The sequence below is a fragment of the Ferruginibacter paludis genome (genome assembly GCF_030409685.1).
Lineage (GTDB): Bacteria > Bacteroidota > Bacteroidia > Chitinophagales > Chitinophagaceae > Ferruginibacter > Ferruginibacter paludis.
Window position 1 is genome coordinate 111,878 of record NZ_JAUFQJ010000005.1, and the last position, 20,751, is coordinate 132,628.

The 20,751-nt window shown below is 42.6% G+C and carries 10 protein-coding genes; all 10 read right to left on the minus strand.

The features are described 5' to 3' along the window. Window positions 1-176: 176 nt before the first annotated feature. Window positions 177-2,627 (minus strand): ABC transporter permease, encoded by a 2,451-nt coding sequence (locus QWZ08_RS09825; protein WP_290337227.1) that lies wholly within the window; start codon window positions 2,625-2,627, stop codon window positions 177-179. Between the two features lie 157 nt (window positions 2,628-2,784). Continuing rightward, the gene (locus QWZ08_RS09830; protein WP_290337228.1) at window positions 2,785-5,169 is read right to left on the minus strand and encodes an ABC transporter permease; all 2,385 of its coding nucleotides are present in this window, start codon (window positions 5,167-5,169) and stop codon (window positions 2,785-2,787) included. 192 nt (window positions 5,170-5,361) lie between these two features. Next, window positions 5,362-7,785 (minus strand): ABC transporter permease, encoded by a 2,424-nt coding sequence (locus QWZ08_RS09835; RefSeq protein ID WP_290337229.1) that lies wholly within the window; start codon window positions 7,783-7,785, stop codon window positions 5,362-5,364. 276 nt (window positions 7,786-8,061) lie between these two features. Continuing rightward, window positions 8,062-10,479 (minus strand): ABC transporter permease, encoded by a 2,418-nt coding sequence (locus tag QWZ08_RS09840; RefSeq protein ID WP_290337230.1) that lies wholly within the window; start codon window positions 10,477-10,479, stop codon window positions 8,062-8,064. Between the two features lie 221 nt (window positions 10,480-10,700). Further along, on the minus strand, window positions 10,701-13,076 hold the full coding sequence (locus tag QWZ08_RS09845; RefSeq protein ID WP_290337231.1) for an ABC transporter permease: 2,376 nt from the start codon (window positions 13,074-13,076) through the stop codon (window positions 10,701-10,703). Between the two features lie 219 nt (window positions 13,077-13,295). After that, window positions 13,296-14,339 carry a DUF4097 family beta strand repeat-containing protein gene (locus QWZ08_RS09850; RefSeq protein WP_290337232.1) on the minus strand — a complete coding sequence of 348 codons (1,044 nt, stop codon included), beginning with the start codon at window positions 14,337-14,339 and terminating at the stop codon, window positions 13,296-13,298. A gap of 403 nt (window positions 14,340-14,742) precedes the next feature. Further along, the gene (locus QWZ08_RS09855; protein ID WP_290337233.1) at window positions 14,743-14,988 is read right to left on the minus strand and encodes a VanZ family protein; all 246 of its coding nucleotides are present in this window, start codon (window positions 14,986-14,988) and stop codon (window positions 14,743-14,745) included. Then, window positions 14,972-15,358, minus strand: coding sequence for a VanZ family protein (locus QWZ08_RS09860; RefSeq protein ID WP_290337234.1), 387 nt, complete (start codon window positions 15,356-15,358; stop codon window positions 14,972-14,974). The genes QWZ08_RS09855 and QWZ08_RS09860 overlap by 17 nt, the downstream gene beginning before the upstream one ends. Before the next feature lie 139 nt (window positions 15,359-15,497). Next, window positions 15,498-17,921: an ABC transporter permease gene (locus QWZ08_RS09865; RefSeq protein WP_290337235.1), complete on the minus strand. Its 2,424-nt coding sequence runs from the start codon at window positions 17,919-17,921 to the stop codon at window positions 15,498-15,500. 397 nt (window positions 17,922-18,318) lie between these two features. Next, window positions 18,319-20,724, minus strand: coding sequence for an ABC transporter permease (locus tag QWZ08_RS09870; protein WP_290337236.1), 2,406 nt, complete (start codon window positions 20,722-20,724; stop codon window positions 18,319-18,321). Window positions 20,725-20,751: the final 27 nt, after the last annotated feature.

The window sequence follows — 20,751 nt, forward strand, 5'->3', positions numbered from 1 at the left end:
AGCCGTAGCTCCGATGGAGCCGAAAACTATCAGGTATTTGCAATCCACACCTGACTCAAAAAATAGCCAACAAAAAATTGAACACCCAAAATCAGCCCCGCCCGACCGTGTCATCCGGGCGGGCATCGAAAAATCAGACCCGTCCTACCGGGCCATCCGGGCGGGCATCAGACATCTCACTCACTTCGCAAACTCTTTACAGGATTCACCGTCGCCGCCTGGAAACTCCGGATGCACAATATCAGTAGCGCCATTGAAAACATAATCATCCCTCCTGCCAGAAATATCCATACACTGATATCCGTTTTATAAGCAAAGTTGTTGAGCCATTGAACAGAACCCCACCAGGTAATGGGCACCGCAATCACAAATGCAATAATAACAAGCCGTAAAAAATCTTTTGACAAGAGCGTGACGATTTGCGTTACCGTTGCACCTACTGTTTTACGGACACCTATTTCTTTTGTACGTTGGTTGGTGATGTAAATAACCAGTCCCAATAAACCAAGACAACTGATAAAAATAGCAAGACCAGTAGCCCACATCAGCAGGCTGGCAATGTGCTGCTCAGCGGTATAATATTGGGCGATACTTTCATCAAAAAAGCTGTATTCAAAATCGTCTTCAGGATATAATTTTTTCCACTCCACTTCCATTTTTGCCAGCGCCTTCTTCCAGTCACCGGGTTGCTTTTCAGGGTGCAGGGCTATATTGAATGTACGCTGGCTTCCGGGCCAGGTACCCATTGCAATGGGCCGCACCTTTTCCCGTAAAGACCGTTGATTAAAGTCGGCGACAACCCCTGTAATTTGTATCTTTTTGTTACTCCATTCAACAAATTTCCCCACAACATCCTGTGGATTTGTAAAACCAAGAGCGTGCAGGTAAGTTTCATTTATTACAAAAGCATTTACCGAATCAGAAGCAGGATAATTGGTGCCGGCCAGCAATTTTATTTTGAACAGATTGAGGTAATTGGTGTCTGCATATTTCTGCTCAACATCTGTTTCTATTTCTTTTTTACCATCGTTATATTTCATTGTGCCGCTCCAGGTACTGTTGGATGATGGCGGGCTTGTACTCAGGCTGATATTTGCAACTGCCGGTATGGCTTTAAAGGCATCCACCAATACAAGTCTTTTTAACCTTGCTGTATCATAGAAGTTAGTCTGGAGCGTAACGATGGCATCTTTTTTAAAACCCATATCCTTGCTGAGGGAAAAGCTGATTTGCTTGCCGACAAGTATGGTTGCAATGATGAACACCTGGGCAATTACAAACTGCGAAACAGTCAGCGATTTACGTAACCACGCACTTCTTGATTTTCCTGAACTAACATACGCCTGGTTTTTCAAAACTTTCACAGGTTGGTACGAAGACAAAATCAAGGCAGGATAAAAGCCTGAAAACAAACTAACCAAAGGTATTAGTAACAATAAAAAAATAATGACAGCAGGTTCTTTAGTCAAATCAAAATGTAAGCCGGGTGGAATAAAATCTGCAAACACTTTTAATAACAACGGCGCAATCAGCAGTGACAAAACAGTCGCAATCAATGTTAGCAAAAAGGTCTCACTTAAAAACTGCTGAATCAATTGTTTCCTGGAGCTTCCCATTGTTTTTTTAACCCCGATTTCTTTAGCTCTTTGGGATGCCTGGGCGGTGGTTAGATTGATAAAATTGATACAAGCCAGTAATAATAAAAACGCGGCCACTGCAAGTAACCCATACAAAGTGGGCTTATGACTGAGTGGCAAATCATATCCCCCATAAGTTGCGTTGTAATGCAGGTCACTTAACGGTTGCAGCGAATGATTGGTGATGCTGTGATCCTGTACTTTTGGTTTATAGTTCTTATTAAATAATGTTTTAAGCGCCTGCTCCACCTGCGTTTTTTTTGAACCGGGAGATAGTCTCACCAGCAATTGTGACGATCCACTGGTATTGCCCCACTCCTCCCAGTCAAAAGGTTTTAAGGTGGTTTGTGCCAGCGTGGCCCTGGAAATAAATACCTTGAAGTTAAAATCAGTATTGTAAGAAAGATCTTTTACAACACCCGACACAGTCGTAATAACCGTATCATTAAAATAAAGCTGCTTACCTATAACCTGGTCAGCGCTCAATTGAGGAAAATACGTAGCAGCAGCCGAGGATGTCAAAACCACTTTTGATGGCGCAGTCAGCGATGCAGCAGGACTGCCTGCGATCCAATCATACTTAATAAGATCAAAATAATCCGGATCTGCAAATATGATATTCTTCTGCTTTCTGAAAACAACAGCATCCTCTTTACCCGGCGCAGCCAATGATATTTTTGCCTCATCATAATTGGTATTAAAAGGAACGGCTTTATCTATGCCGGTAAGCTCTTTACCAACAGTATTCGCCAGCGGAAGTGGCACACCAGCGTTGTGATAATCTTCCCCGGAAAATTTAAAATCCGACACGACCCTGTAGATGCGGTCTTTATCCGGAATGGATGTATTAAAACTATAATCGTAACTGACAATTAAAAATATTACGAGCGATGCACTGATGCCAATGGCCAGGCCAATGATATTAATAAAAGAGAAAACTTTGTTCTTACGAAAACTTCTCCAGGCGGTTTTTAGATTATTTTTTATCATAGTCAGGCCATTTTGATGTTTATATTTTTTGCCGCTAAGGCGTTAAGACGTTTTTTGTATTTTACTTAGAACATCGAAGATCAGGCGGATATGAGCAGATTGTATTGGTTAAAAAATCCGCCCAAATCGGTTCAATTCCGTGTCATCAGCGTTCCCATCACTCACTCTTCAAACTCTTCACCGGGTTCATCAGTGCAGCTTTAATGCTTTGATAACTCACCGTTAGTAAAGTAATCAGCAATGCGCCCAAACAAACCACCACAAAAATCCACCCCGAAATACCGGTTTTATACTCGTATGTTTTTAGCCAGTTGTGCATACTGTACCAGGCAATGGGTGTAGCAATTAAAAAAGAAATAAATACCAGCACCACAAAATCTTTTGAAAGCAACTGCCACAGATTAAATACAGAAGCGCCATTTACTTTGCGTACACCAATTTCTTTGGTGCGTTGTTCTGCGGTAAAGGAAGCCAGTCCGAAAATACCGAGACATGAAATGAATGTAGCAAGAATAGCAAAACAACTGGCCAGTGTACCAATGCGTTTTTCATCACCAAATTTCCGGGCATATTCATCATTGGTAAACTGGTATCCAAAAGGCTGATCGGGATTGTAGGCTTTAAAGACCTTCTCAATTTTTGCAAGCGCAGCAGCTGTGCTGGCAGCGGGATTGATTCGGATATTGATAACAGACTGCGGATCGGTGTTGGTTACAAAAACCGTCCGGAACACCGGTTCATAGGGCGATTGCATTACCATATCTTTTACAACACCTACTACATGATATGCCTTACCATCCCAGTTGATGACTTCATCTACCGGATGCTGCAGGCCCATAAATTTCACGGCCGTTTCATTGAGTATAATTCCGGAAGAATCTGTTTTAAATTCTTTGGAAAAATCTCGTCCTTCTTTAATATGCCAGCCGATGGTTTTACCAAAATCGGGCGACACATACACTACGCCAAAATCCCCCTGAACGGAAGGCGGCTTTCCTTTCCAGTCAAATCCATTGTCCTGCTCATCAACATAAGTAGTTGCACCGGAAGCTTCTGCAATTTCGGAAACAGCTCCGGAGCTTTTCAATTCGTCGCTTACGGCATCAAAATGCTTGTGTATATTTTCAGTGCGCAGGTAAATGCTTAACAAACCGTCCCGGCTGTAACCTACGGGGCGGTTTCTTGCATATTGTATCTGGTTAAAAACAACGATGGTACCAATGATGAGCACCACCGAAACCGTGAATTGCAGTACCACCAGTACTTTGCGGGGAACAGCAGCAAAACGGCCCACCTGGAAAGTACCCTTTAAAATCTTTACCGGCTTAAAAGAGGATAAGTATAAAGCAGGATAACTGCCGGCCATAAAACCGGTGATCAATACAAAGGCAGCACCAAGCGACCAGAACAATGGATTGCTCCAGAGAATGGCCACTTTCTTATCAGCTATCTCATTAAAAAATGGCAGCACGAGTTGCACGATCAGCAAGGCAAACAAAAAAGCCAGCGAAGTCACCAATAGTGACTCAGCAAAAAATTGGCCTATCAGCTGCCCGCGCTGGGATCCTATTGCTTTTCGGATACCCACTTCCTTTGCTCTCTTTTGAGAACGTGCCGTGCTGAGGTTCATAAAATTGATACAGGCAAGCAGCAAAACAAAAAAACCGATGATAGCGAACAACCAGACAAATTGTATTCTTCCGCCGGACTGAATGCCATTTTTAAATTCAGCATACAAATGCCATTTACTCATAGGATGCAGAAATACCTCCGGTTTAAATTCGGCATCAGCTTTGGAAACCCTTCTTAATTTCAGGTCTTTTATTTGCGTTGAAACCTTATCCAGGTCTACATGATCGGCCAGTTGCACAAAAGCCTGGAAAGAATTATTGCGCCATGGATTGGTCGCTTTCTCCGACCAATAATTATCATCAATATACAACTGCCAGGGTGCTATAAAAGTGAGGTTGCTGAAGTCAGAGTTATAAGGAAGGTCTTCATACACACCAGTCACTTTTACATCAAACTTGCTGTCAAGTTTGATTATTTTATCAACAGGATCAACCGTTCCAAACAACGCTTTAGCGGTTGATGCAGACAGAATAACTGAATGAATATCCTTCAAAGCAGCACGGGTACCGCTGAGCATTTTCAACGACAACATCTCCGTAATCTGCGGTTCTAAAAAATTGCCGCTTTTGGTTATTTTCTGTTCACCAAAAGCAAGGATATGATTATTCGTCCACGTGGCCATGGAGACATACTTAAAATTATCGCCGTAATTTTTTTTAAGTTCTTCACCGGTTAAATACGGCAGGGAAGTTTGCGTGCCAACATCACCGTTGAAGGTTTGGTGCTGCATCACTTTCGCAAGGCGGCTATAATTGTCAAAATTTTTGTTGAAGGTCACTTCATCCCAAACCCACAAGCCAATCAGGATAGCAACGCTCATACCCACCGCAAGTCCGCTGATGTTAATGAAAGAATAGCCCATGTTTTTCAACAAGCTTCTCCAGGCAGTTTTGAAAAAATTTTGTATCATGATCAGCCGTTTATTTTTTGCCGTTAAGGCGTTAAGACGTTTTTACTTTTTTGTTGGACTTCCTGTTTAAAGTATAGAATCGCTGATTAAGCTGAAGGGGGTAATTTGAATAATTCAATTTAGACGTAGATTCTGCATTATCAATTATCAATTATTAATTATCAATTATCAATTAAATAATTATCCATTACCCTACTCCGCTTTTAAACTTTTTACCGGGTTCATCAGTGCCGCCTTCACCGTCTGGAAACTTACGGTAGCAGCGGCTATCAGCATGGCTGCTACACCTGCAATAAAAAATATCTGCCAGTGAATGCTGATGCGGTAGGCATATTGCTTCAGCCAGTTATCCATTACAAACCAGGCCACCGGGAAAGCAACGAGGCAGGAAAATCCAACCAGCTTTAAAAAATCTTTTGACAGCAAACCTGCCAGGCCGCTTGCGGATGCACCAAGCACTTTACGCACGCCGATTTCTTTAGTCCTCCGTTCGGCTGTATATGCTGCCAGGCCAAATAAACCAAGACAGGAAATAAGGATGGCCAGTGATGCAAACACCTGCGACAGTTTACTGATGAGCATTTCACTCATAAACATTCCATTAAACTGGTCATCTACAAATTTGTATTCAAAGGGATAAGCAGGATTGTCTTTTTTCATCACCGTTTCCATTTTAGCTAACAACTGCTCAGGATTGCCGGATGGTTTTGTACGCACATACATCAGTGTGGTGAATTTTGGGATACAATAAAATATCACGGGCGACGACTTGCCGTACATATTGCCGTACACATAATCATTTACAACACCGGTGACATTTAAATGAAAATATTCATTTTCTTTCTGCCCTGGCAATTGCATTGTTTTGCCGATGGCACTGCCATTGCCCAATATTTTTTCCATGGATTGGGTGATGATCACATTGAAAACCTGGTTAGCATCTTTAGGTGTAAAGTTATCACCCATCTCTACGATATCCGTTTCCTGGAAATCCCTGCCGGATGCAATATGCAAACCAGCAGTGGAAATAAATTCAGGACTCACCACACGTTGGGATATTAATATGTTGCTGTTAGGCGCTTTGCCCGGCCACTCAACAGCCGTGGTATTATTGCCGTCGTAAATGGTTTCATGATCAGTGACCGCTACATTTTCTGCAATGCCTGCACTCATCATATCCTGTTTGATAACGCTGAAATTTTTAAGCATATCACCCTGCAGGTTCATCTGCACCAGGTTGTTTTTATTAAAACCGAGGTTACGGCTTTTTACATGCTGTATCTGCTGATAAATAACAACCGTACCAATGATCAGTACGATGGAAACAGTAAACTGCGCAATCACCAAACCTTTTCGGATATAGGCTGCACTGCCAGTTTTTAATTTCAACCCTTTTAAGACAAATATGGGGTTAAAGGAGGATAAATAAAACGAAGGATAACTGCCCGCAACAAAGCCGCAGACGAGTATCAGCGCGACAATTGAAATAATATGCATTGGGTTGTTTAATCCCGGTGTTAGCTGTTTTTGTACCAGTGAATTGAAAGCCGGCAACAAAAGTATCATAATAACAATGGCAGCTATCGCTGCAAGAAAGGCCATCAAAAATGCTTCGCTGATAAACTGGATAACAAGTCTTTTTTTACCTGCACCCATTACTTTTCTTACGCCTACTTCCCTTGCTCTTTTTTCACTGCGGGCGGTTGCCAGGTTCATAAAATTGATACAGGCAATGAAGAGGATGATCCAGGCGATGGTTGAGAAAAGCCGTACATAAACGATACGGCCGTTACCGCTTTTTTCACCGTTATCAAAATCGTCGTACAGGTGCCAGTCGTTCATGCTGAATAAAAAAGCGTGTGACGTCGCCGTAGTGGTTCCCTGCTTTTGTTGCAGGTAATTGTACAACTGTTTATTTACTGAAGCCAGATCAGCGCCTTGTTTTAGTTCAACATAACTGCTTACGCAGGAGTTACCCCATTTTTGCGCCCAGGGTGATTGCTTATAATACACTTCAAATGGCGCCACCCACTCAAACTGCAAGGTGGAATTTGGAGGCAGGTCTTTTAAAATACCTGTCACGACATAATCCTGTTTGTTGTCAATTTTAACGGTTTTGCCAAGTACATTTTTGTCATCACCAAAAAATTTTGTCGCCGTTTTCTCCGTTAAAACAATTGAATACAGCTGGCTGAAAGCTACAGCAGCATTGCCTTGCACAAATGGCAATGTAAACATGCTGAACAAAGATGGATCCGCATATTTACCGGAGGCATACACCGCTTTATCACCAATCTTAAACAATAACGAAGTCTGATCTTCGGTTACCCGGCAGGTATTTTCAATGCCGGTGATGTCCGCCTGCATGGCCGGCGCCATTACGCCTGGCGTTGACCCAAATGTAGCAGTATACGTATCGTATTTTTGATTGACTTTGGTGAAATAGATACGGTCTTTTTTCTGATTAAACTTGTCATAATTCACTTCATCTTCTACCCATAAAAAAATAAGGCCCGCACATACCATACCTACAGATAAGCCCAGAATATTGAGGGAATTGTAGACTTTGTTATTTAAAAAACTTCTCCAGGCTATTTTAAAATAATTATACATCATGCGGTGGGTGTTTTGGCGCCTGCCTGCCGGACAGGCAGGTTTAAACGTTTTAACAAGTGTTACAACAGCCATGCCACGCTACAACCCTTTACTGCAAAGGGTTACAGACAGCCCTTAAAATAAAGTGTACGAAAACGGACAGCCGGTGTCTGATTTCGTACATAGAATTATTGCTTAAATGCCGGCTTGATAAGTTGAGGCTCGTTATCGCCGTACACTTGCTTTATAAACACTGCGGCAAGTTCCGGATGAACTAACACCAGAGGCGATACTTTATTATTCTGATTGCAAACTTTTAACCGGGTTCATCAATGCAGCCCGCATACTCTGATAGCCGACTGTAAGTACAGCGATAGCGATTGCCAAAACTGCCATCAAGACAAACACCCACCACTCAATAGTTATTTTATAAGGAAAAGTTTTTAGCCAGTTACTCATCAAAAACCAAGCTCCTGCTGAAGCAATAAGAATCGCAATTAATACAAGTTTCAGGTAATCTTTTGATAGTAATAAGAGGATAGCCGGTATTCCTGCACCAAGTACTTTCCTTACGCCTATTTCTTTGGTTCGCTGCTGAATGATGAGCCAGGCGATTGCAAATAATCCCATGCAGGATAAGAGGATTGCAACAAAGGAAGATGCCCCGATTACTTTTCCCACCATCTGATCTTCCGTAAACCATTTGTCTACATTCATGTCCATAAATGAAGCTTTGAACACACTGTTGGGTGCAATGTCTTTATATAATTTCGTTACCAGGTTCATGCTGCTTTCCATATTTTGTGGCAGCACTTTTACAAAAACATAGTTCACATTCGCGTCCTGAAAAATATGCAGGGTAACCGGTGTCATTTTATTTTTAAGGGAGTACAAATGAAAGTCGGGTATCACACCAATCACCTCTAATTTGGGACGGCTGCTATCAGGCCATAGAAATTTTCCAACGGCGTTTTTTTCACCCATGGCATCCGCCATACTTTGTGTAATGATGACGGAACTGGATGTGTCAGTAGTGTATTGCGGATTAAAATCCCGGCCCTGCAGCAGCGGAATGTTGAGTGTTTTAAGGTAATCAAAATCTACCCTCAGCCAGTCTGTACTTACATTTCTATCCTTGTATTCAAAGCCAACTGTTGCCCTTGCTGTGCGGTTATCCAGGCCTTTGCCTATATTAATATCGCTGCCCGTTACGCTCACAATACCCGCCTGCCCGGCAAGCGCCTGCCGGAATTTTGTCAATACCAGGTTACCGTTATCCTCATTGGTAACGGGTATGCTGATAATTTGTTCCTTATTAAAACCCAGCGGTATTCTACGCATGTAAGCTGTTTGCTGAGATACAATGATGGTACAGCAAATAAGCAAACAGGCAATGGTAAACTGGGTGATGATGATGGTATTGCGCAAAAGGCCGGGCCGCTTTAATGATAGCTTTCCTTTTAAAACTTCCAGCGCATTGAAGCGGCTGACCGACCATGCCGGGTAACCACCTGCCAGCAATGTAATAGCCGCAAAACCTGCCAGCTGCAACGCAATAATTTGCGGCTGAAAAATAAAACCCAATGACATATTTATTTTAAAAACCTTTGCTGCTTCTATCAGCAGGACAGCGGCTACGATAACTCCGATTAACCATCCCGATAAAAACACCAGGAAAGATTCGCCAAACAACTGGTAAAACACCTGCTTCTTTTGCGCACCCAGCGACTTGCGTACGCCCATTTCTTTTGCACGGGTGAAAGACAAGGCGATACTGAGGTTGATAAAGTTAAAACCCGCAATCATTAAAATCACCAGTGCGATGCTCATCATGGTATACACCAATGGCTTTGCAGAACCATCGCCCAAAATATCACCTGCAAAATGAATCTCATTCAGCGGCAGTAAACCCAGGCTTTTATAGTGGCCATTTTTATCCGGTGCTATCCCATCTTTTTTTACATCTTCCGGCGAAGTGGGTAAATATTTTTCAACAAATGCCTGTACTTTATTTTGAAAAACCGCTGCATTTACACCGGACTTTAATTTTACGTAGGCGGCATGGTTGTAGGCAGTCCATTGATTCTGCTGACCAGCATAGTTGGAAGCATTTTCAATCCGCACCAATGCTTCAAAACGAAGCGAAGAATTTTCGGGCGGGTCTTTTAGTACACCTGTCACCATAAAATTCTGCCAGTGATGATCTATCTGCAACTGGATGGTTTTATCCATAGGATCTTCCTTGTCAAAAACTTTTTTAGCCATCTGCTCCGTGATTACAATATTGCTAAAGCCTTTAAGGGCGGAAGCTTTGCTTCCCTGCAACAACGGGAAACTAAAAATATCCAGCATGTCTTCATCCGTGCCTGTCACAAAGTCTTCATACACTTTATCCTTATACCTCACAATACCTGCAACATTCATTACCCGTGCGGCTTTTTCAACATCAGGATATTCCGCTTTTAAATTAGGCGTGAGCGGAAAGCACATGTTGCCGCTCTTTTTTATTCCTTCTTTAGAGCTAAAATTAAAATAGAGTTGAAAAATACGGATACCATCCGCATGAAAATTATCGAAAGATAACTGGAAAGAACAGAATAAAAAGATAATGATACTGCACGCAAAAGCAATACCCAACCCGGCGATATTGACGAACGTGTAACCCTTGTTTTTACCAAGATTACGCCACGCTATTTTAAAGTAATTTTTTATCATGATATGGTCATTTAGACGTTTTGCCCCCATCCCTAAAGGGGGGTAATTTGAATACTTCGGTACGCTTGTAGTCGCTGCATTTTAATTATCCATTATCCACCTGCCAGCCGCACAGGCAGGTCAAGACGTTTTCATTTGTTATTATTTTTTTACTCTTCAACGCTATCAACCAACACCAAAATTGAACGATGCATTTCACTGCTCCCTTTAGGGGATGGGGGTTACTCGCTTTTCAAACTTCTCACCGGGTCTAACAATGCCGCCCTGACGGCCTGGAAACTCACTGTCAGAAACGCTATCAGCAATGCAAACAAACCAGCCAATGCAAACATCCACCAGCTGATATCAATGCGGTAAGCGAAGTTCTGCATCCACCTTTGCATAACCCACCATGCAACCGGTGACGCTATCACGATGGCGATACCAACCAGCTTTACAAAATCTTTTGTCAACAGCTTTGCGATGCCTGCAACCGTAGCACCCAACACTTTTCTTACACCAATCTCTTTGGTGCGTTGTGCTGCTTCAAATGCAGCAAGGCTAAACAATCCCAGCGCTGAAATCACGATGGCAATAACAGCAAACACAATCATGAGGAAAGAAGTCTGCTGGTCTTGTTTATATAAATTATTGAACGTGTCATCTAAAAAATTGTATTCCAGCGGACTGTCGCTCACATATTTTTTCCAGACAGTGTTGATGGCGCTCAATCCCATTGCAGCTTTTTCCCCGGCAATTCTCACCGTAAAAAAATTTCTCCATTTAGCATTGTTGAATATTACCACCGGGCCCGACTTTTCATGCAGGCTCTTATAAGAAAAATCATTTACCACGCCAATTACACGGCCGGTATCCCCTTTAAAAACAAACCAGGTTCCTGTTGCCGGTACCGGCAGTTTAAAATCTTTCACGGCTGTTTCGTTCAATATAAAACCGTGTGCTCCGTTGTTGTTGCTTTCGCCAAACCACTCTCCTTCTTTCATTTTCAGTTGCATGGTATTTGCAAAATCCATGTCGGCGGAAAGTTGTGTGATCTTAGGATTGTAGCTGGTATCACGCCCTTTCCAATCGGCGCATTCCGTACACACGCTGCCAAGGTTTACCAGTGGCTGGTTGGAAGTGGCCACTTTTTCGATGCTGCTTTCAGCAAGCAGGTCCTGCTTCATCGCCGCCATCACCGATTCCCGCTTTCCTCTTTCGATGGTTTGAGGCAACATAAACGACAGGGTTTGCGACCTGTTATAGCCCGGGTTTTTATGCTGGATAAACTGAAGCTGGGAGTAGATTACAATGGTGCCCGCAATTAATATCACAGAAACGGTAAACTGCAATACCACCAGGCCTTTGCGGAAAGTGGCGTCTTTTACTTTCAGTACCGTGTTGCCACGGAACACATTCAATGGCTTAAAAGAGGATAGCAACAAGGCAGGATAAATACTGTTGAGCAGCAGGGCCGCCAATAATGTGCAACCCAATACCTTCCATATGTTCAGGGAGGTCAGCGGCAGTTCAAATGATTTTTCTGTTAGCTGGTTAAATACCGGCAGGCAGCATTTTATCAGCACCAGTGTTGCAAACAACGACAGGAGACTGATCAATAAAGACTCCGTAATAAATTGCAGGAAGAGGTGTGACTTATCAGCTCCATTTATTTTTCTTACGCTCACCTCTCTTGCCCGCAGGCTGGCCCTTGCCGTGGTAAGGTTTACATAATTGATACAGGCAATCAGCAACAGTAAAAAACCAAGTATGGAAAATACATACACCGTATTGAGGTTGCCATGTATAAAAACAGAATTGTCTATTTCTGTTTCAAAGTGCATGTCTTTTAAAGCGATCATCGATATCGGCGTGGCATCTCCCTTGCTTTTTGAGGCCATCAAATCCGTTATCTTTTTTTCAATAATGCCCGGTTTACTCCCCGCACTGGTTTTTACAAAAGTGATGTAGTTGGCATTGCCCCACTGCTCATCGTTTTCCCTTATCTGCGCATTGGTAAGCAGGGCACTAATAGGTATAAAAGAAGTGTATTGAAAACTGGAATTGGTAGGTGCATCTGCCACCACACCTCTTACCTGGTAATTCACTGAATCCACCCTGATCGTTTGCCCTACAGCAGCCGAATTACCAAAATATTTTTTGGCTTCCGCATTCGTTAAGATGATGCTGAAGGGGTTGGAATCAAACGCAGCGGCATTGCCTTCTTTAAAATCGTACTTAAAGATTTTGAACCAGGCCTCATCAACATAGGCACAGCCTTTACTGTAAAACTGGTTGTCTTTAATGGTAAATATGGGCCAGTTGCTGGTGTACAAGCGAGCTGCATTATTAATTTCAGGCACTTCTTTTTTTATGGCGTCTGCCAGCAAAAGCGGGGTGCTCTCCCAAACCCAGCCCTGTAAGGGCAGCCTTGTGGTAAGCCGGTAAATACTGCTTTCTTCTTTGTGGTAATCATCAAAATTCATTTCGTTCTGTACCCACAGCAGTATAAATACCGCAGCCGTCATACCCACGGATAAACCAAGTATGTTGATGGCTGTGGTGCCTTTATTTTTCAGCAAACTGCGCCAGGCAATTGTAAAGTAGTTTTTTATCATGCTGTTGCCACTTGGATGTTTGCAGATTGGTTACAACAGCCATGCCACGCTACAATGCTTAACTGCAAAGGGTTTCAGGCATCTCTTAAAAAAAAGTGTACGAAACCGGACAGCCAGTGTCTGATTTCGTACATGTGTATATTTATAAAAGGCAGTCTGTCAGATTATCAATGTCGGGGAATTATTTACTTATCACTTGTAGATTATCCAATCCATCTGCTATTTAAAAGTAAGCACCAACTTACCACTATTGGCATTCACTTTTACCTGCGTGCCACCGCCATTTACCTGGCCATTGATTTCATTTTCATCAATCTTTCCTTTAAAATTTCCCAGGTCATCAGCTTTAATTTTATCGGCACTTAAATCCATATCATAGCCTTTGCCGGCAGGCAATTGCAACTCAACTTTACCACTGCTGTTACCAATCTTTATAAACTTGCCGGCTGTTGTGATGGCCACTTTTATATCTCCGCCACTGGTGCCCGTTGTAAGGTTGCAGGCAAGGCCAGCCATATCAACATTACCCCCCGAAGTATGAGCGGTCAGATCACCTTTTATATCATTGGCCCTTACATTGCCACCACTGGTAGTTGCCTTGATGTCACCATTTAAGTTAACCAGTTTTAAATCGCCACCGGAGGTAGAAAGTTCTACTTTGCCGGTACAATTATTGGCTTCAATATTACCACCACTTGTGGTTAAATCAATATCATCATCTGAATCTTTCACGTCAATATTTCCACCACTTGTTACGCCTTTTAATTTTCCTTTCACATTGTCTATATTAATATTTCCGCCGCTGGTAGTAACGCGTTGCTGACCTGCGATGGCTTTCAGGTCAATGTTTCCGCCACTTGTTGTAAGGTGCGTGGCAATATTCTTATTGGTATAAATCCTGAACGAAATAGACAACCCATTTTTCCAGTTCATGTTCTGACGTTTGGGTTTTGCGGTGGCTGTTAATTTATTGCCAGCAACCTCAACCGATAAATCATAGTATTCATCCAGTCTTTTTTGTATCTCTTCTTTTGAAACAGATGCGCCCTTGTTTCTGTTGGAGGGCCAGATAAATACGTCAACTTTTTCCTGGCCTGCAGCCACGCTTTCCACCGAAACATTGCCGCCCGATGTGGTGGCTTCTACTTCGCTTACATTTTGCCCCGCCAGCGATTTGGTTGAGTATGGCGTTTCATACTCCTTTTGTGCCCATGCCATGCTGCAGCTGCAGCTTACCAATAAAATCAGCAATATTCGTTTCATGTTGTGTTGTTTTTATGTTTTAAAGAGTGTATTTATTTTTTTGTCCGGGCTAAAAGCCTTGTGGATCATCGTTGCGTCGCCCTCTTGTACTGTTCCAACTTTTGGCAACACGTTTTCAATTTGAGGTTTATTGCTTTCCCCGGCACTTCAACTTTTTATAATTTCGTTCCTTCCCTTTCAGCCGCCGTCAGGGTTTATAACCGCTGACGGGGCTTCGTTTCCGTTCAGTCTTCGCCAGTACCTATAAATATCAACCGTTGACAGATTTCGTTTGGCTTTACGTTTATCTTCCTTATTTGTTACAGAACAATCCACTTCTTTTCAAAAAATAATTCTAAAAAAACTAACTGGCTGCAAACCGACAGAAATCAGACATCAGACATAGTTTGCTATTTCCCTGTGTTCACAAAGGCTCCGCCAGTTGACCATTCCTTTTGGCACCCGGCCCGAAATCTCTCTGGTGCTGCCCCTTTGGATAAAATGCATATACCGCAGCAGCGGCAACAGCAATAACAATGAGTGCGGCAAAAACAATCGTTTTAAATTTCCCCGAACGCACCCAGTTCATCACCATCAAAAACGTCCAGTAGCCAACCATAACACCCAACCCATTCAGTATTACATCGTCGATATCAAATATGCCAAACATGTAACACCACCTGCATTCCTTCAATCAACAAACCACTTGCAACAGCAATGGCCAGCATTTTCTTCCACGTCATGCTCCTGAAAATCAGCGGAACAAGAAACCCTATGGGTACAAGCAAGACAATGTTTCCCACAATATTAAGGCCACCGATAATCAATCCCTGTCCGCCAAACAGGTAAGGCAAAATAGTCTTGAACGGCACTAAGTTGGCAGGCCCTTCGTGCGTTCCTCCAAACTTAAACATCAGCGGGCCTATCCTGATCATTGGCAGATCTTTAAACACCATGACCTTAATCAGCAGCAGACTATAAACTATGAGCAGTAAGGCAGATAACAAATGTTTCTTCACTGTTTTCAGGTTATCGTCCATTATTATTTTTTCATTGCTATTGGGTAATTGCTACATTTTTAAATCCCCATCCTTTAAAGGGGGTAATTTTAATAGTTCAGTGCTTTTGCAGTTACTGCATTTCTAATTATCCATTAACCCATTATCAATTATCCATTGCTTACTCCGCTTTCAAACTCTTCACCGGGTTCACCAAGGCCGCCTTCACTGCCTGGAAGCTTACCGTTGACAAAGCAATCAGCGAAGCTGCAACGCCTGCCCCTGCAAATACCCACCAGCTGATAGTTGTCTGGTAGGCAAAATCCTGCAGCCATTTGTGCATGGCCCACCAGGCCAGCGGAAATGCGATGATGCAGGCGATCAGCACCAGTTTTAAAAATTCTTTGGAAAGCATATTGGTTACTTCCAGCACACTGGCCCCAAGCACTTTTCGTACGCCAATTTCTTTGGTGCGTTGTTGTGCTGTAAACATGGCCAAACCAAACAGGCCAAGACAGGCAACCAAAATGGTAAGGCCTGCAAAAATGCCGAGGATGGTTCCGATTTTTTGTTCGCCTTTATAGGTGTTGTTAAAACGATCATCTAAAAAAGAATAGCTTAACGGATCTTCCGAACCCAGTTCTGTCCAGCGTTTAGCCAGCATATTGGTTAAGCCTGCAACATCTGTCGTTTTCAGTTTTGCAATCAATGTACCGCGGTTGGGCGCATACGACATCACCAGCGGAGAAATACGTTCATGCAATGATTTGAAATTAAAGTCCTTCACTACGCCTATCACATGATAATTAATTTTTTCGCCTTTATTGTTGCTGTATAAAATGTTCTGTCCTACGGCGCCTTTCTCCCAGCCCATTACTTTAGCGGCTGTTTCATTCAATATAACAGCAGATGAATCAGTAGAAAAATCTTTTGAAAAATTTCTGCCGGCTTGCAGGTGAATGCCCAACGTAGCGATATAATTTTCATCCACATCATAGCGCAGCGTCTTTATCATCTGCCCGGGATTCTGTTCAGGCGATACAAAGAAATTATTGTTATCGCTTGGCCCCGCTGGTAAATAGCCCGAGCCACTCACACTCGCCACGCGGCTGTCATTCACCAGTTGCTGATAGAATGTTTCCTGGTTTTTTCCAAGTGTCCATACGTTGGGTATGATGAGCACCTGGTCTTTGTTATACCCGATATCTTTATGCTGCAAAAAGTAAAGCTGTTTAAAAACCACTGTGGTACCCACCGCCAATATAATGGAAATAAAAAACTGGAATACTACCAAACTGCCTCTTAAACCAAGCCCTTTTTTACCGTTGATAAATTTGCCTTTTAATACCGCGATTGGCTTAAATGAAGAGAGATAAAAAGCGGGATAACTTCCGGCCAACACGCCTGTAAACAATACAAATAATACCAGCCCGGGTAATAAGAACGGATGATCTGCAAAGCGAAGGCTGAGGCTCTGCCCGGTTAATTTATTAAAGACGGGTAAGGCTGTGTAAATACAGGTAATAGCCAGCAATAAGGCGATTGCAGAAATGATAATGGATTCAAACAAAAACTGCTTTACCAATTCCGATTTTAATGAACCCAGTACTTTACGAATACCTACTTCACGGGCACGTTTAGATGCTCCCGCGGTTGAAAGATTCATAAAATTAATACAGGCTATCAGCAGCATGAAAACCGCAATGGCACCAAAAATATACACGTTGCGCACATCACCCGCCGGGCTCATTTCGTTGGGATAATCAGGATCCAGGTGAATGGCGGTAATTGGTTTTAAATGAAAGCTGATGTCGTTGCCTTTTTTCCTGAAGTCTGTAAGGCTGGTTCCCATGGCCTTCAGCATTTGCGGGCCGATGTACTTATCCACCACCTGCGGTAATTTCACTTCCAGCTTTTTATAGTCATAATTCTTTGCCAGTAACAGGTAAGTGTGAAAATTAGACCTCATCCAATCATCTACTCCAGCTTCAGCAAGACCCGACATGGAAGCAAAAATTTCAAAATGAAAATTGGAATTCACCGGCACTTCATTGATCATCCCGGTTACTTTAAGCACCGTATTTTTATCGCCATTTAAAGTGATGACTTTTCCTATCGGATCTTCATCGCCAAAATATTTATGTGCCATCGCTTTTGTAAGCACAACTGTATTGGGTTCCCGTAAAGCGGTTGCTTCATCACCGGCTATCAGCGGCAAAGTAAACACCTGGAAAAAATTGGCATCAACAAAAGCAAAGGCATCTTCTTTAAAAGACTTGTTGCCAACGGTAATTTTAGGTGTGCCGAAATTGCGCAAACGAGTAGATGCTTCTACTTCCGGATAATCTGCTTTTAATGTTTGTGCTACCGGCGGCATTACCGTTCCTTCATTCATTTTTTCTCCCTGTATATTTCCCTGGAAGGAAACGGCAAATATGCGGTCTGCCTTTGTATTGTACCGGTCAAAGCTCAGTTCGTTGTTTACAAAAAGCATGATGATCAGGCAAGTAGCAATACCAATGGCCAGCCCAAGAATATTGATGGCAGAGAACGCTTTGTTTCTCCAGAGGTTGCGCCAGGCGATCTTGAAATAATTTTTTATCATGGTGTGGTTGTATAGATGTTTACTGCAATCAATTGCTTACAACAGCCATGCCACGCTAAAACCCTTGCCAGTAAAGGATTGTGAAATGGCGGACGCTAAAAGGTGTACGATTGCGGACAGTCAATGTCTGATTCCGTACAGCGGAGGATGGGTGTGCGGAGGATGGAACGCGGATGACATGGATTTGGGCGGATGGCCGCAGATTTTAGATGGAACACGGATGACACTGATCAGACAGATGCACACGAATTTTAATAGATACGCTGATTACGCAGATTCTACCAGATGTGTACGGATAAGAAAACGGATAAAAACAAATCCGGTCAATCTGCTTTTATCCGTGTCATCTGCGTATCTATCATTATCAATTATCCATTAAATAATTATCCACTAAAAACTATTCTGCTTTCAAACTTTTAACCGGGTTGGCTACCGCTGCTTTTATTGCCTGGTAACTTACCGTTACAAAGGCTATGGCTACCGCGATCAGGGAAGCAATGGCGAATTGCCACCAGCTGATATCTATTTTATAAGCGAAGCCCTGCAACCATTTGTGCATGATGTAATAGCCGGCGGGTACTGCTATCAGTGTTCCGATGAGCACCGGTTTCAGCAAGTCTTTCGATAGCAGCAATACTATTTTTTGAACCGATGACCCCACCACTTTCCTGATGCCGATTTCTTTTGTTCTTTTTACTGCCGTGAAAGATGCCAGTCCGAATAAACCCAGGCAGGCGATACAAACTGCAATGATGGAGAAGATGCTTAAGAGTGTTTCCTGCCTTACTTCTGACTTATAGAGCTGGTTGAATTTTTCATCCAGAAAAGTATATTCAAAAGGATAATCGGGTGCAGCGGCAGAGTACATTTTTTTGATGCGATTGATGGCCGGTGAAAGTTCAGCTGTTTTTAACTGCACCAACGCAAGGCGCCGGTCACCTGCTTTGGTTGATATTACCAACGGGTTGATGGGCTCTTTGAGAGAGGTAAAATGATAATCTTTTACAACACCAACGATGGTACGGCGCAGGCTGTCCTGCGAAATATTCTTTACCCATTTGCCGATGGCCTGTTCCGGCGAATAGCCCAGTTTTACCGCGGCAGATTCATTGATAATAACAGCATCTGTAGAATCTGTTGGAAAGGAGGAGGAAAAATCCCTGCCCGCTACAATTTTAAGCCCCAACGTTTTTACATATTCAAAATCCGCGAACTCGGTATTGAGACTTAACTTTTCACCAGGCTTTCCTTCTGCTTCAAAACCATAACTATCATGAAAGCCGCCCGGCTCTCCCGACATTAAAGACACGTTGCTTACCGATGGATCTCCCTGCAGCTGGTTTTTAAAAAGCTGTTTGTTGTCATAAATTTTACCATTGTCTATGCGCACAATCATCGTCTGTTCTTTATTAAAACCAAGGTCAGTACTTTTTACATAATGCATTTGATTCACCACGATCGTTACGCTGATGATAAGCAATACCGAAATAGCGAATTGAAAAACAACCAACGCCTTCCTGAAAAAAGCCCCTTGCTTACCGACCTTCAATTTTCCTTTGAGGGATTCAATGGGAGAAAAAGAGGGCAGCAGCAAAGCCGGGTAACTGCCGGCCAATACACCCACCACAATGATGACACCCGCGATAAAAAGATAGAAACGGGCATCTTTATAATAAGGCGGCAATTGGTAGCCAAGAAAATTAGTATACGCCGGCATCAGCACCTGTAACAAACCAACCGCCAGCAAGGCGGCCAGTACTGCAAATAACAGCGATTCAAATAAAAATTGTGTTGCCAGCTGCCCTTTTACCGCACCCAATACTTTGCGTAAGCCCACTTCCTTCGAACGGTCGGAAGCCCTTGCTGTAGAGAGGTTCATAAAATTGATGCAGGCAATCAGCAGTATTAATATTGCGATGCTCATGAAGATATAGACCATTTTTTTACTGCCATGCTTTACATGATCAAATGGCGATTCACCTTCAAAATAAATACCATTGAGCGGGTTAATGGTAAGGCTGGTTTTAAAACCATTTTCCCTGTAAAACTTACCCATGTATTTTTCCATAAAATCAGGAAAAAGACTTACCAGCTTAACTGGATTTACTGCCGGATTCAACTGCACATACACAAACAAACTGTTGGAGGGCCATTGATTAAACCAAGCCTCATTGCGCCAGTTGGAGATTGGCACTACCATATCAAAATCAAGATGGGAATTTACCGGCACATCGGCAGCAACACCGGTCACAGTTAATTTCAATTTTTTGTTCAGCTCAACTACTTTGCCAATAGGTTCTTCATCTCCAAAATATTTTTTAGCCGCAGATGCCGTCATCACAATACTCTGTGGATTATTCAGCACGGTCGCAGGATCTCCTTTTAATAAATGAAAGTTAAAAAACTGGAAGAAATTGCTATCAGTGAGATAAATCTTTTTCTCGTTAAACGAAACCTCTTTATAAGTCACCAGGTCATTATCCGGCGATACACGCAAAGAATTTTTAATGGCATCGGGATAATCATTCTTCAGCGCAGTCGCATACGGTGGTGACAGATAAGGTATCTGCCGGGTAACGCCATTCATGTTACTCACCCGCATTACCCGGTAAATATCTTTTCCATTTTTATGAAAATTATCATAACTGAATTCATTCATGATAAAAAGAAAAATCATGAGGCAACAGGTAATGCCAATGGTTAACCCAAGAATATTAATCAGCGAAAACAATTTTTGTTTCCTGAAATTTTTTACTGCGAGTGATAAATAATTTTTAAACATAGTTGTAAGTTTTGTACCCATTCCCTGACGGGCATAATTTGACGACTT